This window comes from Streptomyces sp. MZ04, assembly GCF_004684775.1.
GTDB lineage: Bacteria > Actinomycetota > Actinomycetes > Streptomycetales > Streptomycetaceae > Streptomyces.
This window is the reverse complement of the sequence record NZ_SRIC01000024.1, coordinates 1-17,588: the sequence shown is the minus strand read 5'-3', so window position 1 is coordinate 17,588 and position 17,588 is coordinate 1. Positions and strand designations below refer to the sequence as shown.

The following is a 17,588-nucleotide window of genomic DNA, read 5'->3' as shown; positions in this document are numbered from 1 at the left end:
TTATGGTTGTCTCATGTCAGTCGATCGCGACCAGGTGCTGCGCAGCGCCGCGGCGCTCCTCACCCGCAAAGGCTCCGCCACGATGGACGAGGTGGCCCGCGCGGCGGGGATCAGCCGGGCCACGCTGCACCGGCATTTCGCCGGGCGCGACGCCCTCGTACGAGCCCTCGAGGAGCTCGGCATCCAGGAGTTCGAGGCGGCCATCGACGCGGCCCGGCTCGACGAGGACAGCGCGAGCGACGCGCTGCGCCGCCTGGTGAAGGAGATCGAGCCCGCGGCGGGACTGCTCGCGTTCCTCGTCACCGAGAACCAGCTCTTCGAGGGCGATACGCAGCACGAGGGCTGGTCCCGCCTCGACGCCTACGTGGCCGCGCTCTTCCGGCGCGGCCAAGAGGGCGGCGAGTTCCGCATCGACCTGACCCCCGCCTGGCTCACGGAGGCGCTCTACGGGCTCGTCGGCTCGGGCGCCTGGGCCGTACTGGACGGCCGCGTGGCCGCCAAGGATTTCTCATACATGATCGCCGAGCTGTTGATCGGCGGCGCGCAACGGAGAGTGGAACCATGACCAGCACCCAACAGCGGACCTCCCAGGCGGAGGTGGAGCGCAGCCCCGGGCGCTGGCTCGCGCTGGCCGTGCTGGTGCTCGCCGTGCTCCTCGTCGCCGTCGACGCGACCGTCCTCGGCCTCGCGACGCCGTACATCAGCGAGGACCTCGAGCCGTCCGGCACGCAGCTGCTGTGGATCGGCGACATCTACTCGTTCGTCATCGCCGGTCTGCTCGTCTCCATGGGCAGCCTCGGCGACCGCATCGGCCGCAAGAAGCTCCTGCTGACCGGAGCCGTCGCCTTCGGCGCGGTCTCCGTGCTCAACGCCTACGCGACCACACCCGAATTCCTCATGCTGGCCCGCGCGTTGCTCGGTGTCGCGGGTGCGACGCTGATGCCGTCCACGCTCGCGCTGATCCGGAACATCTTCCACGACCCGCGCGAGCGCAGCCTCGCCGTCGGCATCTGGGGCGCGATGGCCTCGGCGGGCGCCGCCGTCGGTCCGGTCGTCGGCGGGTTCCTGCTCGAGCACTTCTGGTGGGGCTCGGTCTTCCTGATCAACCTGCCGGTGATGGCCGTCCTCGTCCTGGTCGGCATCAAGCTCCTGCCCGAGTCGAAGAACCCGGCGCCGGGTCCCTGGGACCTGATCAGCGTCGTGCTCTCGCTCATCGGCATGATCGCCATCGTGTACGCCGTCAAGGAGGCGGCGGCGCACGGTCTGCGCTGGGACGTCGCCGCGGCGGGCCTGCTCGGCGTGACCGCGCTGACCTGGTTCGTACGCCGTCAGCTCACGCTGACCGCGCCGCTCCTGGACATGCGCCTCTTCCGCAACCGGGGGTTCTCCGCGGCGGTGCTCGCCGACCTGCTGACCATCCTCGGCCTGTCCGGCCTGGTCTTCTTCCTCTCCCAGTTCCTGCAACTGGTGCAGGGGAGGCCGCCGTTCGAGGCGGGCCTCGCCGAACTGCCCGCCGCGGTGGGCGCGGTGGCCGCCGGTCTGATCGCGGGCATGGTCGCGCGGCGGTTCTCGGTGCGCGCGGTGGTCGCCGGCGGGCTCGCGGCGGTCGGCATCGCGCTCGCGGCGCTCACCACCCTGAGTCAGTCCACCGGCTATCCGCTCCTGGGAGCTCTGCTCCTGGTCGTCGGCATCGGCGCGGGCTTCTCGTTCACGGTGACCGCCGACGTCATCCTGTCCGGCGTGCCGAAGGAGCAGGCGGGCGCGGCGTCAGCGGTCTCCGAGACGGCGTACGAACTGGGCGCGGCCCTCGGTATCGCGCTGCTGGGCTCCATCGTGACCGGCGTCTACCGGGACTTCACCGCCCCGGCGGGCACCCCGCCGGAGGTGGCGTCGGCAGCGCACGAGTCGCTGGGTGGCGCGGTGGAGTCCGTGGGGGGCCTCCCGGCCCAGCAGTCCCAGGAACTGCTCGCCTCGGCGCAGGACGCGTTCGTCGACGGCCTTCGCCTCGCGGCGGGGGTGGGCGCGGCGGTTCTGCTGGCCACCGCGGTGGCGGCGTGGTTCCTCTTGAAGGGGTCGAAGCTGGAGGACGGCGTCGAGCACTGAGAGGAGCGCCCCGCAGGCGAAGGCAGAAGCTACGCAGCCTTCGCCTTCGTGGCGTACATGTCCACGTACTCCTGACCGGACAGCTGCATGACCTCCGTCATCACGGAGTCCGTCACCGCCCGCAGCACATAGCGGTCGCGGTCCATGCCCTCGTAGCGCGAGAACTCCATCGGCTCACCGAAGCGGACCGTCACCCGGCCGGGCCGGGGGAGTCCCTTGCCGCCGGGCTGGAGCTTGTCCGTGCCGATCATCGCGAAGGGGATGACGGGCGCGCCCGTCATCAGGGTGAGGCGCGCGATGCCCGTGCGGCCGCGGTACAGGCGGCCGTCGGGGGAACGGGTGCCCTCCGGGTAGATGCCGAAGAGCTTGCCCTCCTCGAGCACGCGGCGCCCCGTCATCAGCGCCGCGACACCGCCGTGGCCGCCGTCGCGGTCCACGGGGATCATGCCGGCGCCGGTGAAGAACCAGGCCATCAGGCGGCCCTTGATGCCCTTGCCCGTGACGTACTCGTCCTTGCCGATGAAGAACACCGGACGCGGGCACACCAGGGGCATGATCATCGAGTCGATGAACGTGAGGTGGTTTCCGGCCATGATGACCGGACCGGTGCCCGGAATGTTCTCGGCGCCTTCCACCCGAGGGCGGAACATCAGACGCAAGATCGGTCCGAGCACTGCCTTGATGAGCGCGAGACGGGACAACGGGCCCTCCGGTGTCAACGGGTCGACGACGAGTATGTGCAGGTGAGGACGATACTCGCGGGTCCCCGCTCACCGCACATCGGGTTCATGCACTCGATACGCAGAGTTGACTTGAGTTTGCGTGGTGTTGCCCTTGAGGCGCCCTCCCTGAGACGACCGTATCCCTGTGGGGGAGAAGTGGCTCGCGCTAGTGGTCCTTGTCACGCGCCGCGGTCACGCGCGGCCATGACGTGACGTGCGCCGCGTCCCGCCGTATCCCACCGAACGGATCCGGCCCCGCACACCAGTAGCCATCCGGCATCACCCTTCCGTTCGGCCCAGGGTCTCCCATCCGTCACACGACGGCACCTACGATCGTGCCGCTTTGTCAGGTGCAAGGCAGCACATCGGGAGGAGCGCTCAATGGCTACGCAGAAGTCGAGGAATTCGAAGCCGGGGGAGCCGGGGGAGCCGGGGGAGCAACGGCCGGGGCGGCGCGCGGTCCTTGGAGCGGCGGTGCTCGGGGCGGGCACGGCCGTCGTGGGGCTGCCCGGCGTGGCGAGAGCCGACGCGCAGCACGGGCACGGGGGTTACAAGGATCTGCCGGTGCCCACGATCGTCGCGCACCGCGGCACCAGCGGCTACCGGCCCGAGCACACGCTCGGCTCGTACCAGCTCGCCCTCGACATGGGCGCCCACGTCATCGAGCAGGACGTCGTGCCCACCAAGGACGGCCATCTCGTATGCCGTCACGAGAACGACATCACCGCGACGACGGACGTCTCGGCGCACCCCGAGTTCGCGTCCCGCAAGACCACCAAGTCCGTGGACGGCACCTCGCTCACCGGCTGGTTCACCGAGGACTTCACGCTCGCCGAGCTGAAGACGCTGCGCGCCAAGGAGCGCATCCCCGGCACCCGCCAGCGCAACACCCTCTATGACGGCCGCTGGGACGTGCCTACCCTCGAAGAGGTCCTGAAGTGGGCCGACAAGCAAGGACGTCAGCACGGCAGGCCGATCTGGCTGCACATCGAGACCAAGCACCCCACGTACTTCCGCAAGCTGGGCCTCGGCCTTGAGGAGCCGCTCGCCAAGCTCCTGCGCAAGTACGGCCGGCACAAGAAGGACGCGCCGAACTTCCTGCAGTCCTTCGAGCCGAGCAGCATCCAGCGCCTGGACAAGCTGGTCGACGCGCCGCTGGTGGTGCTCCTGTCCACCGCGGCCTCCCGCCCCTGGGACTTCGTCGAGGCGGGCGACCCGCGCACCGTCGCCGACCTCATCAAGCCCGATGGCCTGGCGTGGATGGCGTCGTACGCGCAGGGCATCGGCCCCACCCTCGACCTGGTCATCCCGAAGAACCCGGACGGCAGCCTCGGCACCCCGTCCACGCTGGTCAAGGACGCGCACGCGGCGGGCCTGATCCTGCACCCGTACACGATGCGCAACGAGAACACCTTCCTGCCCACGAACTTCAAGAAGGGCACCGACCCGAACGCCTACGGCGACGCCTTCGGCGCCTTCAAGGCGTACTTCGCGACGGGCATCGACGGCGTCTTCTCCGACAACTGCGACACGGCGCTGCTCGCCCGCGAGGACTTCCTCAAGGGCTGACCTCCCCAGCGGCCTTCGCCAGAGGCCCGCGTCAACAGCTGATCGCCCGGCCCCGGTTGGGGTGAGAGACGGCCGCTCCGGCAACCTGCCGCCGGGGCGGCCGCGTCACGCCGTGCATGACCACCCAGCTCATCCCCGCACTGCGTCCGCTCCTCGCCGCCGAGGCGTCCGCCGCCGCCCTCGGCTCCGGCACCGACCCCGGCGACCTCGAACAGGCCGTCTGGCTGCGCCTCCTGGAGCGGATGGACGCCGACGACCCGCCCGCCGACCCGGCCGCCTGGCTGCGCGGCGCCGTCGCCGCCGAGGCCGGCCGCACCCGGCGTACGGCCGAGCGCGAGGTGCGGTACGCGACCGAACCCGCCGAGGACATCGAGTGCGGCCCCGAGCAGCGCGCCCTGCGGGCCGACCGGGACCGCACCCTGTACGCGGCGGTCCGCAGGCTGCCAGGACGCTGCCCCGGCCTCATGGCCGCACTCCTCTCCCCCGAGGACCTCACCTACCGGGAGATCGCAGGCGAGTTGGGAATGTCACAGGGCAGCCTGGGGCCGGAACGTTCCCGATGCCTGGGATGCCTGCGCAGAATGCTCGCGGCGGAGGTTGCAGCTCCTGAACCGCGGGGAAAGGAGCGTTAGACAACCGGCGGAGCAGGTGAGCGGGAGGCATGCACACATGGGCATGAGTGTGACGATCTCGGCGGCGGACGGACAGGACGCCGAGAAGATCCTCAAACTGCAGTACCTGTGCTACCAGAGCGAGGCCGAGCTGTACGGCGACTACTCCATCGAGCCGCTCACACAGACCCTCGACTCCATCAAGGCCGAACTGGCCGCGGGCGACGTCCTGGTGGCGCGGCTCGGCGACGAGGTGGTGGCCTCCGTGCGCGGCACGGTCGACCCCGACGGCACGGCGCGGATCGACAAGCTCATCGTCCACCCCCGGATGCAGCGGCACGGACTCGGCGGCCGGCTGCTCGACGCGATAGAACAGCGCCTCGGCGCGGGCGGCACCACCAAGTGCTTCCAGCTGTTCACCGGGCACCGGAGCGAGCAGAACCTTCAGCTCTACCGGAAGCACGGGTACGCGGCTGTGGGCACCCGGCGCGTCAATGAGCGCCTGACGCTGGTCACGCTGGCCAAGGAGGCCATCGCGGGCGCATACGCGGCCAGGGCTTAGCGCCCCGAAGGGGCGCGGGGCTGTGACACTGTGCGGCTCCGCCGCGTGGGCGCGACCAGCCACAGCCGGCCCGCAGTGAACGGCTCAACCGGCGGACGCCCTCCGCGCCTTGTTCAGCCAGAACATGGCGGTGACCGGGAGGATCACCGGGATGAAGAGATAGCCCATGCCGAAGTCCGACCACACCGTGGCGTCGGGGAAGGCGGACGGCTCCACCAGCGTCCAGGTGCCCACCGCGAGGACGCCCACCAGCTCGGCGGCGCAGCACACCAGCGCCGCCCTGCGGGCCTTCTCGCCGCCGCGGACGAGCGAGTACGTGATGAAGCCGTAGACGAGACCCGCGAGCGCGGACAGCGTGTACGCGAGCGGGGCCTTGTCGAAGTCCGACGAGATCTGCACGGCGGAGCGCGACACGGCGCCGACGACCATCACGCCGTACAGCCAGACCAGCAGGATGCCGGGTCCGGTGATGAGCTTCTGGCGGGCGGGAGCCCCGTCCTTGTCCGGCTCGGTCACCGTCACCTCAGCCTCCCCAGATGTCGTAGAGCCGCACTTCGAGCACGGCCAGGACCACGCCACCGGCGGCGACGGTGATGGAGCCCCAACGGGTGCGCTCCGCAAGCGACATGAAGCCCGCCGCGGGAACGCAGGAGAACGCACCGATCAGATACGCCACGAAGATCGTCGTGCCCTGTTCAGGATCCTCGCCGCGGGCCAGCTGGACGATGCCCACGATCAGCTGGACGGTGGCGAGGAACGACACCACGCCCATCCCGATGAAGTGCCAGTCCTTGGTCGGCTGGTCCCGGTAGGCGGCGAAACCGCACCACGCGGCGAGCGCGAGCGCGGCCACGGCGGTCGCGATCGTCAGGGCAACAAGCATGCCGTGAACTCTATTACGGGCCCTTGGACCCGATGCGCTCACCCCTGGGGTGCCCCGTAGGCTCGGACACCATGAAGATCCAGGCTGAAGCGCTCCTGTTCGACAACGACGGAACCCTCGTCTCCTCCATGGAGTCGGTGTACCGCTGCTGGACGCGCCTGGCGCAGGAGTACGGGATCACCGCCGAGGAGTTCGCGCGGGTCGAGCTGCACGGCAGGCCCGCCGTCGAGATCATCGCCGATCTGCTGCCCGCCGACCGCGTGGCCGAGGCCGTCGCCCGCATCGAGGAGCTCGAGGTCTCGGACGTCGCCGGCGGCGTCGTCCTGCTGCCCGGCACCCGCGAACTCCTCGAGTCGCTGCCCCCGGAGCGCTGGGCCGTCGTCACCTCCGCCGGGCGCCGCCTCGCCGAGGCCCGGCTCGCCGAGGTCGGCATCCACCCGAAGATGCTCATCGCCGCCGACGACATAACGCGCGGCAAGCCCGACCCGGAGCCCTTCCTGCTCGCCGCCCGGAAACTCGGCGTCGACCCGGCCCGCTGCGTGGTGTTCGAGGACGCGCCCGCCGGTCTCACCGCGGGGCGCGCGGCCGGCATGACGACCGTGGCGTTGACCACAACGCACCAGGCGGACGAGCTCTCCGCCGACGTCGTCGTCGAGGACCTCTCGGCGGTGTCCGCGCAGGCCATCGCGGGTGGCGTGGAGATCGCCACCCGGGACTGAGGGCCCGCCCGCAGGCGTCCGCGCCTGTCCACCGGCTGTCCGTATACCGGACATCGGTGGTGGGCCGCGAGCGCACGCGTGTTTTACTGGTCCGCATGACCACGACGAGCTACCGCACCCCTGCGACCGAGGCGATCACGACGCCCGGTGCTCGTTGTATGTGTCGAATGTGCGCCTTCTGAGGGCCCCCGCATCACCCTGAGCCTCGCGCCCCGAAGCGAAGCCGCTGTGCCACGCCCCTGCGCGACGTACACCCGATGTACATGACGTAGGAAGCGAGCCTGCCCCGCGCACACGTCCTCCGGTTCCTTTCGCCACCGCGAGAAACCGTGCCGCGTTCCCCACGAATGCCCCGTGCCCGGCTCCACCCGGCCGCGCACTCGACAGTGACGGAAACCCCTGTGATCACCACTTCCGGCCTCACCAAGGTCTACCGCTCACGCGGTCGTGAAGTAACTGCCCTCGACGGCGTCGATCTGCACGTCCGCGAAGGCGAGGTGTACGGCGTCATCGGCCAGTCCGGCGCCGGTAAATCCTCGCTGATCCGCTGCGTCAACCTCCTCGAGCGTCCCACCGCCGGCACCGTGAGCGTCGCCGGACAGGACCTCACCGCGCTCGCCGGCCGCGGGAGCCGCGCGAGCAAGGACCTGCGCCGCGCCCGCAGCCGTATCGGCATGGTCTTCCAGCACTTCAACCTGCTGTCCTCGCGCACCGTGCAGGACAACATCGAGCTGCCCCTGGAGATCCTCGGCCTCAGCGGCGCCGAGCGCTCCCGCAAGGCGCTCGAACTCCTCGACCTGGTCGGCCTCGCCGACAAGGCCAAGTCCTACCCGGCGCAGCTCTCCGGCGGCCAGAAGCAGCGCGTCGGCATCGCCCGCGCGCTCGCCGGCGACCCGAAGGTGCTGCTCTCCGACGAGGCGACCAGCGCCCTCGACCCGGAGACCACCCGCTCCATCCTCCAGCTCCTGCGCGACCTCAACCGGCAGCTCGGCCTGACCGTCCTGCTGATCACGCACGAGATGGACGTCGTCAAGAGCGTCTGCGACTCCGCCGCCCTCATGGAGCGCGGACAGATCGTCGAGCACGGCACCGTCACCGAGCTGCTCGCGACGCCCGGCTCCCAGCTGGCCGCCGCGCTCTTCCCGGTCAGCGGCGAGGCCACGGGAGAGGACCGCACCGTCGTCGACGTGACCTTCCACGGCGAGGCCGCGACCCAGCCGGTCATCTCCCAGCTGTCGCGCACGTACAACATCGACATCTCGATCCTCGGCGCCGCGATGGACACCGTCGCGGGCCGGCAGGTCGGCCGCATGCGCATCGAGCTGCCGGGACGCTTCGAGGAGAACGTCGTCCCGATCGGCTTCCTGCGCGAGCAGGGCCTTCAGGTCGATGTCGCCGGGACCGACGACAATGCGGCGCCTGTGCCGCAGGACGCCACGCTGCTGGTCAAGGAAGGTGCCAAGTGACCTGGTCGGAGACGCAGCCCCTGCTGGAGCAGGCCTGTTGGGACACCCTCTACATGGTCGGCTGGTCGACGCTGATAGCCATCGTCGCCGGACTGCCGCTCGGCGTTCTGCTCGTCCTCACCGAGCGTGGCGGTCTCCTTCAGAACGCCTTCCTCAACAAGGCGATCGGGCAGATCGTGAACATCGTGCGCTCGATGCCCTTCATCATCCTCATGGTCGCGCTGATGGGCTTCACGCGCTGGATCGTCGGGACCACGATCGGCCGCGAGGCCGCCCTCGTGCCGCTCGCCATCGGTGCCATCCCGTTCTTCGCGCGGCTCGTCGAGACCTCGATCCGTGAGGTCGACGGCGGGCTCGTCGAGGCCGTCCAGTCGATGGGCGGCTCCACCTGGACCGTCGTACGCAAGGTCCTCGTCCCCGAGTCGCTGCCCTCGCTGATCTCCGGCGCCACCACGACGATCGTCGCCCTCATCGGCTACTCCGCGATGGCGGGCACGGTCGGCGGCGGCGGCCTCGGCGACCTCGCCCTTCGGTACGGCTACCAGCGCTTCGAGACCGAACTGATGTGGATCACCGTGGCGATCCTCGCCGTGGTCATCTCGATCATCCAGTTCGCGGGCGACTACGCGGCCCGCAGCCTGCACCAGCGAGGCGGCCGCTCGGGCGCAGCGCCGCGCCTGCGCTTCCTCAAGGTCGCGCCCTCGAAGGCCTCTTGAGACCCGAAGGCTTCTTGAGACCCGAAGGCTTCTGAACCCACCCCGCACACCCACGCGGGGCCGCACCACAGAGCACCATCCATGGAGAAAGGCACTTTTCGTGCGTAACACCGCCAAGATCACCACCGCTGTCCTCGCCACCGGAGCCCTCACCCTCGGGCTCTCCGCCTGCGGCTCCGACAAGGACTCCGCGGGCGACAAGGACGGCAAGCTCGTCGTCGCCGCCACCCCGACGCCGCAGGGCGAGATCCTGGACTACGTCCAGAAGAACCTCGCCAAGAAGGCCGGCCTCGACCTCGAGGTCAAGGAGTTCACCGACTACGTCACGCCGAACACCGCCGTCCAGCAGGGCGAGGTCTTCGCGAACTACTTCCAGCACAAGCCGTACCTGGACGACTTCAACAAGAAGAACGGCACGGACATCGTGCCCGTCCCCGGGGCCACGGTTCACCTGGAGCCGCTCGGCGTCTACTCCAAGAGCCTCAAGAAGCTCGGTGACCTGAAGGACGGCGCCACCGTCGCCGTCCCGAACGACACCACGAACGAGGCCCGCGCGCTCAAGCTCCTCGCGGACAACGGCCTCATCGAGCTCAAGAAGGGCGTCGGCTACGAAGCCACCCCCAAGGACATCGCCAAGAACCCCAAGAACATCAAGTTCAAGGAGCTCGAGGCGCCCACGCTGCCGCGCAGCCTGGGTGACGTCGACGCCGCGGTGATCAACGGCAACTACGCCCTGGAGGCCAAGCCCGCGCTCAGCCCCGCCAAGGACGCCCTCGTCGCCGAGAAGGCCAAGGACAACCCCTACGGCAACTTCCTCGCCGTGAAGAAGGGCGACGAGAACGACCCGCGCGTGAAGAAGCTCGCCAAGCTCCTCACCTCGCCCGAGGTCAAGAAGTTCATCGAGGACAAGTACGACGGCGCCGTCGTCGCGGCGTTCTGATCATGCGTACGTCCGTCATGGCGGCCGCCGCCGGGGCGCTCGCCCTGTCGCTCGGCCTCACGGCCTGCGGCTCCGAGTCGGGCACGGGAGGCGGCGACGGCGACACGCTCGTCGTCGGCGCCACCCCGACCCCGGCCGGCGAAGTCCTCACGTACATCAAGGACAACCTCGCGAAGAAGGAGGGACTCGACCTCCGGATCACGGAGTTCACCGACTACGTCGCACCGAACACCGCGCTCCAGGAAGGGTCCCTCGACGCCAACCTCTACCAGCACGCCCCGTACTTGAAGGACTTCAACGAGTCCAAGAAGACGGATCTCGCGCCGGTGACCGAGGTCTATCTGCCTCCGATGGGGGTGTACGCGAAGAAGACGAAGGACGTCGCCGACCTGCCCGCCGGTGCGACCGTCGCCGTTCCCGACGACACCACCAACGAGGGCCGGGCGCTGCAACTCCTCGCGTCCAAGGGCGTCATCGGGCTCAAGAAGGGCGTCGGCGGCACGGCGACGCCCCAGGACATCACGTCCAACCCGAAGAAGCTCACCATCAAGCCGTTGGAGCCCGCCCAGCTGCCGCGTTCCCTTCAGGACGTCGACGCCGCGGTCATCAACAACAACTACGCCCTCGACGCCGGCTTGAGCCCCAAGAAGGACGCCATCCTTCTCGAGTCGCCCAAGGACAACCCGTACAACAACGTGCTCGCCGTCAAGAAGGGCGACGAGGACGATCCGCGGGTCAAGAAGCTGGCGAAGCTGCTCACTTCACCTGAGGTGAAGCGGTTCATCGAGGACAAGTACAAGGGCTCCGTCCTGCCCGTCGAAGCGAGCTGACGCACAGTCCGTTTCCGCCCTCACCACGGGGTCCTCTCCTGATGAAGGAGCGGACCCCGTGGTGCGTCTGCGCGGCGACATGCTGCATGCTGGGCTCTTCAGCAGGCCCGAGGGTTCCAGGTTACGGAGCAGCGCATGACTACCACCTTCCCCGACATCTCCATCAGCACGGAGCGGTTGGTGCTGCGCCCGTTCGAGGACGCCGACGTCTCCGCGTACGCGGAGATGATGAACGACGAGTTGGTCACCGCCTGGACGTCCGTGCCCGCGCCCTACACCGAGGCCCACGCCCGCCGCTGGATCACCGAACTCGCGCCCGCCGAGCGCACCGAGGGCCGCGGCATCGTCCTCGCCGTCACCGAGTTCCTCACCCAGCGCCTGGTCGGCATCGTCCAACTGCGGGACACCGACTGGCGGGTGCGCTCCAGCGAACTCAGTTACGTCATCGCCCCCTGGGCCCGCGGCGAGGGCTACGCATCGGAGGCGGCGCTCGCCACCGCCCAGTGGCTCTTCAACGACCAGCGCTTCGAGCGCATCGAGCTGCGCACCGCCGCCGACAACACCGCCGCCCAGCAGGTCGCGCAGAAGATCGGCTGCATCAGCGAGGGCGTCCTGCGGGGCGCCTGGATAGCGCGTACGAGGAACGGCGGCGATCCGTTCGGCGGCTGGCTCGACGTCCGGACCGACCTCATCGTGTGGAGCCTGCTCCCCGAGGACCTGGAGGGCGTCGGCGAGCAGCTCGCGGACAGCGGGTTCAGCGCGTTCTCCGACTGGAACTGACCCCCCGGCCGCTGCCGCGTCCCACCAGGTACGCTCGCCCCTGGCCGCAGGCGCGGTTGCCCCCTGCACCTAACCGGCCCGCACTGCCGACCCGCGAGAACCCAGGAGACCGACGAAGATGGCCGACCGCGTCACGGTGATCGGCTGGGACGGCTCGCCGCTGACCGCCGCCGCGCGTTCGGCGCTCGGCGCCGCCACCCTCGTCGCGGGCGCCGCCCACCACCTGGCCCTCGCCGAAGTGCCCCCGGCCGCCGAACGGATCCGCCTGGGCAGCGTGAGCCTGGCCGCCCGCCGGATAGCGGCCCACCGCGGCACCGCCGTGGTCCTCGCCGACGGCGACCCCGGCTTCTTCGGTGTCGTACGCACCCTGCGCGCCCCCGAATTCGGCCTCGAGGTCGAGGTCGTGCCCGCAGTCTCCTCCGTCGCCCAGGCCTTCGCCCGCGCCGGGATGCCCTGGGACGACGCCCAGGTCGTGGTCGCCCACCCGCGCACCCTGCGCCGGGCCGTGAACGTCTGCCGCGCGCACACCAAGGTCGCCGTCCTCACCTCGCCCGGCGCGGGCCCCGCCGAGCTCGGCCTGCTCCTCCAGGGCGTCCACCGCACCTTCGTGATCTGCGAGGAGCTCGGCACCGAGCGCGAACAGGTCACCGTCCTCACCTCGGACAAGGCCGCCGACCACACCTGGCGCGACCCGAACGTCGTCATCGTCATCGGCGGCCCGGTCGCCGCGTCCGACACCGGCTGGATCGCGGGGCGCGACCCGGGCGCCCCGCGAGGCTGGGCGCTGCCCGCCGCGGCGTACGGCGGCGACGCCCAGCTCGGCGAGGGCGAGAGCGACCGTCTTCGGGCCGCCCAACTCGCCCGCACCGGGCCGCGCGTGGGCGACCTCGTCTGGGACATCGGCTGCGGCAGCGGCGCCTTCACCGCGGAGGCCGCCCGGTTCGGCGCTGCGGTCATCGCCGTCGACCGCGACCCCGACGCCTGCGCCCGCACCACGGCCGTTTCCCGCCATTTCGGCGTACAGCCACAGATCGTGCAGGGCACGGCCCCGTACATCCTCGAAGACCTGCCCGAACCCGATGTCGTACGCGTCGGGGGCGGGGGAGCCGCGGTGGTCTCCGCCGTCGCCGACCGCCGCCCTGCGCGCATCGTGACGCACGCGTCGACGCGTGACGAGGCCGAACTCATCGGCAGGGACCTGACGGAGCACGGATACGCGGTGGAGTGCGCCCTGCTGCAGTCTGTCGAGCTCGACACGCGCGCGTGGACGGAGCGCGAACGGACCGTCGTCTTCCTGCTGTCCGGGATGCTGCCCGATCGCGCCCCGTGACCCTGCCACCGCAAGGCGCGAGGTAGGCTGGCCGATCGTTGTACCGCACCAGGGTGTCCGGCGATTAGTTGGTCAATGTCCGGAAAACTCGCCCGTTTTGGGGGGTGTGTGGTACGGCATGACCGGAGGGCGCGCAACGTGGCGCAGTCCACAGCGGGCCGTCGCGGATCAAGCTGCCATGACGGCAGGCCGAACGGGACAATGCCTGTTGTCCGTACGCGGTTCGTGCCGCGCGGCGCGCACGCTCGTTGAGAATGACGGGCGGTTGGTGCGCCGCTCCGGGCAATGGGGCTTCCCCGGCCGAAGGCCGCGGGACGGTCGAAGAAGCACTAACCGATGGGCGAGGGGTTAAGCATGACCGACACCGGCCAGGTCCCGGCCGAGGGACTGCCGGAGAACGCAGGCTTGGTGGAGCAGCCGGGCGTCGCCGCCCCGGGTGCGTACACCTACCTCGACCCCTCCGAGAATCCCGCCGGGGGAGTCGCCTCCGCCGAGGACGACGACCTGCTCCTGATGCCGGGCGCGCAGGGCGCCTGGAGCGAGCCGCAGACGGCACCGCAGCAGGCGCAGGGCGCCGCCTATGCCGTCGCCCCGCAGGGGAGCGATCAGCAGCCCGTGGCCGATCCGTCCCTGGGCGGCCAGCCCGTGGCCGTGCAGCCGCAGGTCGCGCAGGCGCAGGCCGCGCAAGCGCAGCTCGCGCAGGCGCAGGCCGCGCACCAGCCGGGCCCGCACGAGACGGCGGGCCGTGACAGCGGCTCGGTCGATCTGAACGGCGTCCAGCTGCCCGGCGCGACGGGCCCCGCGCCCGCCTCGCACGCCGGTCCCGCCCGCCGGCCGCTGTACCGGGGGCCGTCGGGCCCCGCCGTACCCGACGGCACGGGCAGCCCCGTACGTTCGCTCGCCGACCGCGGGCCCGCCGGTGCGCCGCAGCACGCCGTGCCCGCGCGGCATGCGGGGCCGCCGACCGTCGGCCCCGAGTACCTCGACATCCCGCGTGACGGCGAGGGGATACTGCCGGGTCCGCAGCTCGGCGAGATCCCGCCGCAGGGGGCGACACCGTGGACGCCGCAGCCTCAGGCCGAGCAGGTCGGACAGGCCGAGCAGGCCGAGCAGTTCGCACAGCCTTCGCAGCCTTCGCAGCCTTCGCAGCACGGGCAGTCGGTCGCACCAGCAGAAACGGTCGTCCCGGACGCCACACCCGCACCTCAGAACTCACAGAACTCACAGAACTCACAGAACGCACAGGCCGCGCCGGTCGCGCAGGACGCACAGGTCCCGCAGAGCACGCCGGACGTACTCGCGCCCGAGGCACCGCAGCCCGCACCGGCCGCCGCCGAGCTGCCCGAACCCACGCCCGCCGCAACGGCAACGCCCGTCGCAGGACCGCCCGCGGCCGCCTTCCCGCAGGCCGCGGACGGCGGTGAGCCCGCGTTCGCCGCCGAGGCGCTGGACGTCCCGGGTGCGCAGGACGCCGATCAGCCGGCGGCCACCGGCCAGGCCGTGCTGCCGCCGGTCGCGGACCAGCAGGTGCCCGTGCCGGAGGCGAGCCAGGAGTTCCCGCTCGCCCCCGAAGACGCGCAGTTGTCGGCCGTAGGCGTGCCCGCCCACGAAGCGGCCGCCGGTCAGCAGCAGTTCGCCGTGGCCGCCGCGCAGCCCTGGGCGGACGCAGCGGTTCCGGGTGGCGGGCACCTCCCGCACGCCGGGCAGGGCCCGCAGATCCCGCAGGCCGTCCCGCACACGGACGCCCCGATGGCCCCGGCGCCCGCGCCGCTCGGCCAGTTCGTGCCGGTCGAGGGTTCCGTACCGTCCACGCCGCACCTCGCACCGACGCCCCCGCAGCCGGTGGCCGTGCCCCCGGAGCACTTCGAGGCCCAGCAGCCCGCCGAGCCCGAGCCGGCCGCCGAGGCGGAGGCGCCCGCGCCCGCACCGCAGGCCGACGCCCCCGAGACGCCGGGCACCCCGGAGGCCCCGGCCCCCGTCGAGGTCGTCGAGGCCCCCCAGGTCGTCGAGGTTCCCGAGATCCCCGAGGTCATCGCGACCGCCGAGGCCCCCGAGCCCGCACCGCAGCCGGCGGCCACCGTTCCCGCCCCGCGTGACGCCGGGGACTCCGCGACGGCGACGCCCGTACCGGACATGGCCGCAACTCCCGTACCGGACACGGCAGAAGAGCCGATCGCCGCTGAGGCACCGGAGCCCGCGGCCGAGGCAGCCGAACCGGAAGCGGCGGCTGGAGGCGAAGCGGAAGCGGCAGCCGAAGCCGAGCCCGCCGCCCCCGTCGAGCCCACGGACGAGACCGCTCCCGCCCAGGCGGCAGAGCCCGCCGAGCCCGTGGACCCGGCTCAGCCGACCCACCCGGCGGAGTCCGCCGCGGCCCCCGGCTACGACGACGCCGAGCGCGAGGCCGTCCTGCGCGTCATGCGCGAGCGCCGCGACATCCGCAACGGCTTCCGCGGCGACCCGATCCCGCACGAGGTCCTGCTCCGCGTCCTGGAGGCGGCCCACACGGCGCCGTCCGTCGGCCACTCGCAGCCCTGGGACTTCGTCGTCATCCGCTCGGCGGAGACCCGCCGCACCATGCATGAACTGGCCATGCGCCAGAAGGACGCGTACGCGAAGTCGCTCCCCAAGGGCCGTGCGAAGCAGTTCAAGGAACTGAAGATCGAGGCCATTCTCGACACCCCGGTGAACATCGTCGTCACCGCCGACCCGACCCGCGGCGGCCGCCACACCCTGGGCCGCCACACGCAGCCGCAGATGGCCCCGTACTCCTCGGCCCTGGCCGTCGAGAATCTGTGGCTCGCGGCGCGCGCCGAGGGTCTCGGCGTCGGCTGGGTCAGCTTCTTCGACGAACGCGAGATGGTCAGGACCCTCGGCCTGCCCGAGCACCTCGAGGTCGTGGCCTATCTCTGTGTCGGATACGTCGACGAGTTCCCGGAGGAGCCCGAGCTGATGCAGGCGGGCTGGTCCAAGCGCCGCCCGCTCTCGTGGGTCGTACACGAGGAGACGTACGGCCGACGCGCGCTGCCCGGCGAGGACCCGCACGACCTGCTCGCCGAGACGGTCTCCAACATCCGCCCGCTGGACGCGAAGGCGCTCGGCGAGGCGTGGGAGCGGCAGAAGCGGATGACGAAGCCGCCGGGCGCGCTCGGCATGCTGGAGATCATCTCCGCGCAGCTTTCGGGCCTTTCCCGGCAGTGCCCGCCGCCGATCCCGGAGCCCGCGGCCGTCGCGATCTTCGCGGGCGACCACGGTGTGCACGCCCAGGGCGTCACGGCCTGGCCCCAGGAGGTGACGGCCCAGATGGTCGCCAACTTCCTCGGCGGCGGCGCGGTCTGCAACGCCTTCGCCAACCAGGTGGGCGCCGAGGTCTGCGTCATCGACGTGGGCGTGGCCAGTGAACTCCCGGCGACGCCGGGCCTGCTGCCCCGCAAGGTGCGCGCGGGCACGGCGGACATGACGACCGGCCCCGCGCTGACCCGCGAGGAGGTCAAGGCTGCGATCGAGGTAGGCATCGAGACGGCCCGCGACCTCGTTGCGGCAGGCAACAAGGCCCTGCTCACCGGCGAGATGGGCATCGCGAACACGACGGCGTCCGCGGCTCTCATCTCCGTCTACACGGACGTGGACGCGGCGGAGGTCACCGGCCGCGGCACCGGCATCAACGACGAGATGCACGCCCGCAAGGTCGAGGTGGTCCGCCGCGCCCTGGACCTCCACAAGCCCGACCCGGCCGACCCGATCGGCGTCCTCGCGGCGATCGGCGGCCTGGAACACGCGGCGATGGTCGGCCTCCTCCTGGGCGGAGCCTCCCTCCGAACCCCCGTCATCCTGGACGGCGTGAGCGCCGGCGCGGCGGCCCTGGTCGCCCGCGCCATCGCCCCCGAGGTCCTCGCGGCCTGCATCGCGGGCCACCGCAGCGCGGAGCCGGGCCACGTGGCGGCCCTGAACAAGCTGGGCCTGCGCCCCTTGGTCGACCTGGACCTCCGCCTGGGCGAGGGAACCGGCGCCCTCCTGGCCCTCCCGGTGGTCCAGAGCGCGGCCCGAGCAATGCACGAGGTGGCCACGTTCGACTCGGCCGGGGTAACGGAAAAGTAGCCCCGCGAACGCCTGCCCACACGCCTCGACGCCGCGTGGGCAGGCGCTCGGCGGCCTGCCCACCCGTTGATCCCCCCGCTGGCGGCCAGCCGTTCCGCAGCCTCTGCTCACCCGTTGCCCAGCCCCTGTTTGCGGCCAGCCGTTCCGCAGCCTCTGCTCACCCGTTGCCCAGCCCCTGTTGGCGGCCAGCCGTTCCGCAGCCTCTGCTCACCCGTTGCCCAGCCCCTGTTGGCGGCCAGCCGTCCCGCAGCCCCTGCCCACC

The 17,588-nt window shown here is 71.3% G+C and carries 16 protein-coding genes; 13 read left to right on the top strand and 3 right to left on the bottom strand.

Annotated features, from left to right (window positions below; translation table 11 throughout):
- Positions 1 to 13 precede the first annotated feature (13 nt).
- Both E2651_RS08375 and E2651_RS08370 read left to right on the top strand, forming a co-directional pair.
- The gene (locus tag E2651_RS08375) at positions 14 to 565 is read left to right on the top strand and encodes a TetR/AcrR family transcriptional regulator (protein WP_245238672.1); all 552 of its coding nucleotides are present in this window, start codon (positions 14 to 16) and stop codon (positions 563 to 565) included.
- Positions 562 to 2,103 carry an MFS transporter gene (locus E2651_RS08370; RefSeq protein WP_135330392.1) on the top strand — a complete coding sequence of 514 codons (1,542 nt, stop codon included), beginning with the start codon at positions 562 to 564 and terminating at the stop codon, positions 2,101 to 2,103. The genes E2651_RS08375 and E2651_RS08370 overlap by 4 nt, the downstream gene beginning before the upstream one ends.
- 29 nt (positions 2,104 to 2,132) lie before the next feature.
- On the opposite strand, the gene E2651_RS08365 is transcribed toward E2651_RS08370, so the two are convergent.
- Positions 2,133 to 2,753, bottom strand: a complete 621-nt coding sequence (locus tag E2651_RS08365; RefSeq protein WP_245238670.1) for a lysophospholipid acyltransferase family protein — start codon at positions 2,751 to 2,753, stop codon at positions 2,133 to 2,135.
- 453 nt (positions 2,754 to 3,206) lie between these two features.
- Here E2651_RS08365 and E2651_RS08360 point away from each other — a divergent pair, with 453 nt between their 5' ends.
- From E2651_RS08360 to E2651_RS08350, 3 genes are all read left to right on the top strand, one after another.
- The gene (locus E2651_RS08360; protein WP_135330390.1) at positions 3,207 to 4,394 is read left to right on the top strand and encodes a glycerophosphodiester phosphodiesterase; all 1,188 of its coding nucleotides are present in this window, start codon (positions 3,207 to 3,209) and stop codon (positions 4,392 to 4,394) included.
- 116 nt (positions 4,395 to 4,510) lie between these two features.
- Positions 4,511 to 5,026 carry a sigma-70 family RNA polymerase sigma factor gene (locus tag E2651_RS08355; protein WP_135330389.1) on the top strand — a complete coding sequence of 172 codons (516 nt, stop codon included), beginning with the start codon at positions 4,511 to 4,513 and terminating at the stop codon, positions 5,024 to 5,026.
- Positions 5,027 to 5,063: 37 nt separating this feature from the next.
- Positions 5,064 to 5,567 (top strand): GNAT family N-acetyltransferase, encoded by a 504-nt coding sequence (locus E2651_RS08350; protein ID WP_135330388.1) that lies wholly within the window; start codon positions 5,064 to 5,066, stop codon positions 5,565 to 5,567.
- 84 nt (positions 5,568 to 5,651) lie between these two features.
- Here E2651_RS08350 and E2651_RS08345 read toward each other — a convergent pair whose 3' ends face one another.
- Positions 5,652 to 6,089: a hypothetical protein gene (locus E2651_RS08345; protein WP_135330387.1), complete on the bottom strand. Its 438-nt coding sequence runs from the start codon at positions 6,087 to 6,089 to the stop codon at positions 5,652 to 5,654.
- Position 6,090: 1 nt separating this feature from the next.
- Entirely contained in the window at positions 6,091 to 6,450 is a 360-nt protein-coding gene (locus E2651_RS08340) for a hypothetical protein (protein ID WP_135330386.1), read from the bottom strand.
- A 71-nt stretch (positions 6,451 to 6,521) separates the two neighbouring features.
- On the opposite strand from E2651_RS08340, the gene E2651_RS08335 reads away from it, so the two are divergent.
- The 8 genes from E2651_RS08335 (at position 6,522) to cobT (ending at position 17,326) form a co-directional block, all read left to right on the top strand.
- A complete protein-coding gene (locus E2651_RS08335; RefSeq protein WP_135330385.1) occupies positions 6,522 to 7,169 on the top strand; it encodes an HAD family hydrolase in 648 nt (215 codons plus the stop codon).
- A 401-nt stretch (positions 7,170 to 7,570) separates the two neighbouring features.
- Positions 7,571 to 8,635 (top strand): ATP-binding cassette domain-containing protein, encoded by a 1,065-nt coding sequence (locus E2651_RS08330; protein WP_245238668.1) that lies wholly within the window; start codon positions 7,571 to 7,573, stop codon positions 8,633 to 8,635.
- Positions 8,632 to 9,351: a methionine ABC transporter permease gene (locus E2651_RS08325; RefSeq protein ID WP_135330384.1), complete on the top strand. Its 720-nt coding sequence runs from the start codon at positions 8,632 to 8,634 to the stop codon at positions 9,349 to 9,351. Before E2651_RS08330 ends, E2651_RS08325 begins: the two co-directional genes overlap by 4 nt.
- Before the next feature lie 100 nt (positions 9,352 to 9,451).
- Positions 9,452 to 10,291, top strand: coding sequence for a MetQ/NlpA family ABC transporter substrate-binding protein (locus tag E2651_RS08320; protein WP_135330383.1), 840 nt, complete (start codon positions 9,452 to 9,454; stop codon positions 10,289 to 10,291).
- Positions 10,292 to 10,293: 2 nt separating this feature from the next.
- Entirely contained in the window at positions 10,294 to 11,121 is an 828-nt protein-coding gene (locus tag E2651_RS08315) for a MetQ/NlpA family ABC transporter substrate-binding protein (RefSeq protein WP_135330382.1), read from the top strand.
- 135 nt (positions 11,122 to 11,256) lie between these two features.
- The gene (locus tag E2651_RS08310) at positions 11,257 to 11,901 is read left to right on the top strand and encodes a GNAT family N-acetyltransferase (protein ID WP_135330381.1); all 645 of its coding nucleotides are present in this window, start codon (positions 11,257 to 11,259) and stop codon (positions 11,899 to 11,901) included.
- Positions 11,902 to 12,019: 118 nt separating this feature from the next.
- Positions 12,020 to 13,231 (top strand): precorrin-6y C5,15-methyltransferase (decarboxylating) subunit CbiE, encoded by a 1,212-nt coding sequence (cbiE, locus tag E2651_RS08305; protein ID WP_135330380.1) that lies wholly within the window; start codon positions 12,020 to 12,022, stop codon positions 13,229 to 13,231.
- A 354-nt stretch (positions 13,232 to 13,585) separates the two neighbouring features.
- On the top strand, positions 13,586 to 17,326 hold the full coding sequence (gene cobT / locus E2651_RS08300; RefSeq protein WP_135330379.1) for a nicotinate-nucleotide--dimethylbenzimidazole phosphoribosyltransferase: 3,741 nt from the start codon (positions 13,586 to 13,588) through the stop codon (positions 17,324 to 17,326).
- The last annotated feature ends 262 nt before the right edge of the window (positions 17,327 to 17,588 follow it).

Coding starts and splice junctions, on each gene's coding strand:
- E2651_RS08375 (WP_245238672.1), top strand. CDS start 14: ATGTCAGTCGATCGCGACCAGGTGCTGCGCAGCGCCGCGGCGCTCCTC.
- E2651_RS08370 (WP_135330392.1), top strand. CDS start 562: ATGACCAGCACCCAACAGCGGACCTCCCAGGCGGAGGTGGAGCGCAGC.
- E2651_RS08365 (WP_245238670.1), bottom strand. CDS start 2,753: ATGTTCCGCCCTCGGGTGGAAGGCGCCGAGAACATTCCGGGCACCGGT.
- E2651_RS08360 (WP_135330390.1), top strand. CDS start 3,207: ATGGCTACGCAGAAGTCGAGGAATTCGAAGCCGGGGGAGCCGGGGGAG.
- E2651_RS08355 (WP_135330389.1), top strand. CDS start 4,511: ATGACCACCCAGCTCATCCCCGCACTGCGTCCGCTCCTCGCCGCCGAG.
- E2651_RS08350 (WP_135330388.1), top strand. CDS start 5,064: ATGGGCATGAGTGTGACGATCTCGGCGGCGGACGGACAGGACGCCGAG.
- E2651_RS08340 (WP_135330386.1), bottom strand. CDS start 6,450: ATGCTTGTTGCCCTGACGATCGCGACCGCCGTGGCCGCGCTCGCGCTC.
- E2651_RS08335 (WP_135330385.1), top strand. CDS start 6,522: ATGAAGATCCAGGCTGAAGCGCTCCTGTTCGACAACGACGGAACCCTC.
- E2651_RS08315 (WP_135330382.1), top strand. CDS start 10,294: ATGCGTACGTCCGTCATGGCGGCCGCCGCCGGGGCGCTCGCCCTGTCG.
- E2651_RS08310 (WP_135330381.1), top strand. CDS start 11,257: ATGACTACCACCTTCCCCGACATCTCCATCAGCACGGAGCGGTTGGTG.
- cbiE (WP_135330380.1), top strand. CDS start 12,020: ATGGCCGACCGCGTCACGGTGATCGGCTGGGACGGCTCGCCGCTGACC.
- cobT (WP_135330379.1), top strand. CDS start 13,586: ATGACCGACACCGGCCAGGTCCCGGCCGAGGGACTGCCGGAGAACGCA.